Annotated in this window: 4 protein-coding genes and 1 pseudogene; 2 read left to right on the top strand and 3 right to left on the bottom strand. The window is 70.3% G+C overall.

Annotated features, from left to right (window positions below):
- From ACFFNX_RS46205 to ACFFNX_RS46195, 3 genes and pseudogenes are all read right to left on the bottom strand, one after another.
- Window positions 1-297: pseudogene (locus ACFFNX_RS46205) on the bottom strand (ABC transporter permease); the annotation flags it as partial.
- The gene (locus ACFFNX_RS46200; protein WP_378212695.1) at window positions 297-2,000 is read right to left on the bottom strand and encodes an ABC transporter substrate-binding protein; all 1,704 of its coding nucleotides are present in this window, start codon (window positions 1,998-2,000) and stop codon (window positions 297-299) included. The pseudogene ACFFNX_RS46205 and the gene ACFFNX_RS46200, both read right to left, overlap by 1 nt.
- Before the next feature lie 145 nt (window positions 2,001-2,145).
- On the bottom strand, window positions 2,146-2,232 hold the full coding sequence (locus ACFFNX_RS46195) for a putative leader peptide (protein WP_378212697.1): 87 nt from the start codon (window positions 2,230-2,232) through the stop codon (window positions 2,146-2,148).
- A gap of 199 nt (window positions 2,233-2,431) precedes the next feature.
- On the opposite strand from ACFFNX_RS46195, the gene paaI reads away from it, so the two are divergent.
- A complete protein-coding gene (gene paaI / locus ACFFNX_RS46190; RefSeq protein WP_378212696.1) occupies window positions 2,432-2,812 on the top strand; it encodes a hydroxyphenylacetyl-CoA thioesterase PaaI in 381 nt (126 codons plus the stop codon).
- Window positions 2,813-2,876: 64 nt separating this feature from the next.
- Window positions 2,877-3,127 (top strand): hypothetical protein (locus tag ACFFNX_RS46185; RefSeq protein WP_378212694.1); only part of this gene is annotated, 251 nt, incomplete at its 3' end.

The raw sequence follows: 3,127 nt of genomic DNA, 5'->3' as shown, positions 1-3,127 counted from the left end.
CAGGTCGCGGCCGGTCGTGGGCTCCACGCCGAGCCAGTGCGCGCCGCTCGCGCCGCCGAACGCCCCGCGCGGCACGCCGCCGCGCGCGGAGTCCAGCAGTTCGGGGCGGTAGGACGTGGCGTCCTGGCCTTCGAGGTGGATGAGCAGCGGAGCGGCGATCGCGGCGACGATCATGAGGAGCGCCACCACGACCCCCGCCATGGCCATCCGGTCGGCGAGCAGCCGCTGCCGTACCTGGCGGGCCCGGGTCGGCGCCTCCGAAGAGACGCCGACCTCGGTGACGAGTTCCGCCGTCACTACTTCACCGAGACCATGGCCGGGTCGTAGGAGCCGCGCCACTGGTCGAGGTAGGCGTTCTTGACGTTCTTGCCGGTCAGCCGGATGTAGATCGGGTGGATCAGCGGCACGGTGAGGGCCTGCTTGCCGATCTCGGCGTCCAGCGCGCCCCAGCGCGGCCGGGCCTGGGCCGGGTCGGTGATCTTGTTGATGTCGTCGAACTCGGCGTTGATCTTCGGGTCGTTCAGCTGAGAGGCGTTGAAGTTGCCGCCGTCCTTGAGGATCTGGCGCCCGTCGAAGATCGGTCCGAGGAACGGCCCGCCGGTCGGCCAGTCCGCGCCCCACGTGGTGAGGAACATGCCCGGCTCGGTCGAGGGCTTCTGGATGGTGTCGCCGTACGAGGCGTCGTCGTAGGCCTTGAGGTTCACGTTGATGCCGGCCTGCTTGAGCGCGGCCTGCACGGCGGTGGCGACGGCCGGGCCGTCGTGGTTGTAGTCGGCGTTGCGGTGCGCGAGCGTGACGGTCAGCCCGTTCGCGTGTCCGGCCTGGGCGAGGAGCTCCTTGGCCTTGGCCGCGTTGCCGCCCGGCCCGGCCGGGAAGTAGTCGTAGGGCTGGTAGCCGAACGCGGCCTGGTCGGGCAGGAACGTCGTCGCGGGCTTGGCGAGCGAGCTGCCGCCCGCCGCGTTGACCACCGACTGGCGGCTGACCGCGTACGCGACCGCCTCCCGTACCCGGATGTCGTCGAACGGCTTCACCTTCGGGTTGAAGGCGATGTAGTCGGTCTCGCCGAACTCGCCCCTGACCGCGCGCTTCTTCAGGTTCGGGTCATTGCTGATCCGGGCCAGCTCGGCGGGGGACAGGTCGGTGTCGGCGGTGATGGCGTTCGCGTCCTTGCCGGCGCTGGCGCTGATCCGCTGGTTGATCACGGCCGCGTTCAGCCCGTAGGTGCCCTCGATCCGGTCGGGGCAGGCCAGCCGCTGGTCGTCGACCGTGCGGGACCAGTACGGGTTGCGGACCAGCACCAGGTTCTTGTCCTGCTCGTGCGACTGCACCTTGTACGGGCCGCTGGCCACCGGGTGCTTCTCGTACCCGGTGCCGTCGTCCTTGGCCTTGGGCACCGGGGCGAACTGCGTCGCCGTCGCCACGTAGGGGAAGTCGCCCTCGGGCTTGCGCAGCTTGAAGATGATCGTCTTGTCGTCCGGCGTCTGGATCGAGTCCAGTTCCTTGCCCTTGTACGGGCCCTTGTAGTCCTCGCCGCCGACCAGCCAGTCGCGCAGGTACGGGATGCCGCCGGGCAGTTCGGGCGCGAACGCGCGCTCGACACCCCACTTGATGTCCTTGGCGGTGATGGGCGTGCCGTCGTCGAACTTCAGCCCGTCCTTCAGGTGATAGGTCCAGGTCTTGGCGTCGTCGCTCGCCTTGCCGGTGTCGGTGGCCAGGTCGGGCACGACCTGGTCGCCCGCCTCGCCGGGCACCCGGTGCCGGGTGGTGAGCGTACGGAAGATCAGAGAGGTGACCGAGCCGCCGCCGGAGGTGTAGATCCGGGCGGGGTCGAGGTGGTGGCCGGTGGAGTCGCTCTGGTTGAGGACGTAGAGCGTTCCTCCCTGGCAGTTCTTCGGGTCGAACGCCGCACCTCCCGACGAGGAGGAGCCGTTGTCCGACGAGCAGGCCGCGGCGGCGGCCAGCAGGGCGGCGGTGGTGAGCAGGGCAGCGCTTCTTCGCATCACAGGTTTCCCATTCAGGGCGATGACGGCGGCATGACACGACTGCAACAGAGGATGACAGCCGTGAGTTGACCGGAAAAGAGGAAGATCGGGACCGGCGCGCGAGGCGCCGGGTGATCAGGGGCGGAGGCTCAGGATTTCGAGGTCAGGCCGCACACAGCGCGCTGGCCTGCCGCCGGAGATCGACGTGCAGGCGTGCGACGAGGGGCTCGCTCCGATACACGGTCAGCATCATTGTTGCTTGTGGCTCCTTACGTCAACGGGGGAGCTCGTGACGCTGTGGACGCGCCGTTCTGCTGCTTACCGGTGGGAATTATGAAGATATCTCATGCGGGGCTCACGGGCTCCGGGGTGTTCCCTTGATCATCGATGCGTGGTCCACTGGGGGCGTGACGGAGGCCGATGAGGTGGCGCGGCGCTGCGCCGAGAAGATGTACGCCGCCGACCGTTCGTCACGGCACCTCGGCATCGAGATCGGCGACGTCGCGGCGGGCCGCGCCCGCGCCACCATGACCGTCGCGGACACGATGGTCAACGGTCACGGCATCGCGCACGGCGGGTACGTGTTCCTGCTGGCCGACACGGCCTTCGCCTTCGCCTGCAACACCTACGAGATCGTCACCGTCGCGGCCGCCGCCGACGTGGTCTTCGTCGCCCCGGCGCGGGCGGGCGACGTCCTGGTCGCCGAGGCCGTCGAACGCGTCCGCTTCGGCCGCGCGGGGGTGTACGACGTGACCGTCCGCCGAGACGACGGCGAGGTCATCGCCGAGTTCCGCGGCAACAGCCGCGCCCTGCGCCCGGAAAGCCCATGACCGAGCGGAGCGAGGGAACCGAGGGCACGCCCCGGTGGTCACTCCTTCCGGCGCAGGAGGGCTTATGACCGGGGGACCGGTGAGCCCGCGGCGGGAGGCGTGGGAGCTGCTCGGCGGCGCGTACGACGTCCGGGTGCTCGAACCCTCGCCGCCCGCCGTCACCGAGCCGCCCTGGTACGCCGACGACCCCCTCGCCGGGCCGTACGGCGTGCGGCTGGTGACGCCCGTGTGCGGACTGGGCCGGAGCCTCGGCGAGCTCGCGGGCGAGCGGACCGGTCTGGCGGCCTTCTGCGCCGACCGCTGGCTCGGCGCCTG

Source organism: Actinoallomurus acaciae (assembly GCF_042429965.1).
Classification (GTDB): Bacteria; Actinomycetota; Actinomycetes; order Streptosporangiales; family Streptosporangiaceae; genus Actinoallomurus; species Actinoallomurus acaciae.
Note: the sequence above shows the minus strand (reverse complement) of the source record. Positions and strands in the feature narration are given on the sequence as shown.

What these genes read in the sequence shown, in the direction of transcription:
- ACFFNX_RS46200 (WP_378212695.1), bottom strand. Translation starts at nt 2,000, where the DNA reads ATGCGAAGAAGCGCTGCCCTGCTCACCACCGCCGCCCTGCTGGCCGCC.
- ACFFNX_RS46195 (WP_378212697.1), bottom strand. Translation starts at nt 2,232, where the DNA reads ATGCTGACCGTGTATCGGAGCGAGCCCCTCGTCGCACGCCTGCACGTC.
- paaI (WP_378212696.1), top strand. Translation starts at nt 2,432, where the DNA reads ATGTACGCCGCCGACCGTTCGTCACGGCACCTCGGCATCGAGATCGGC.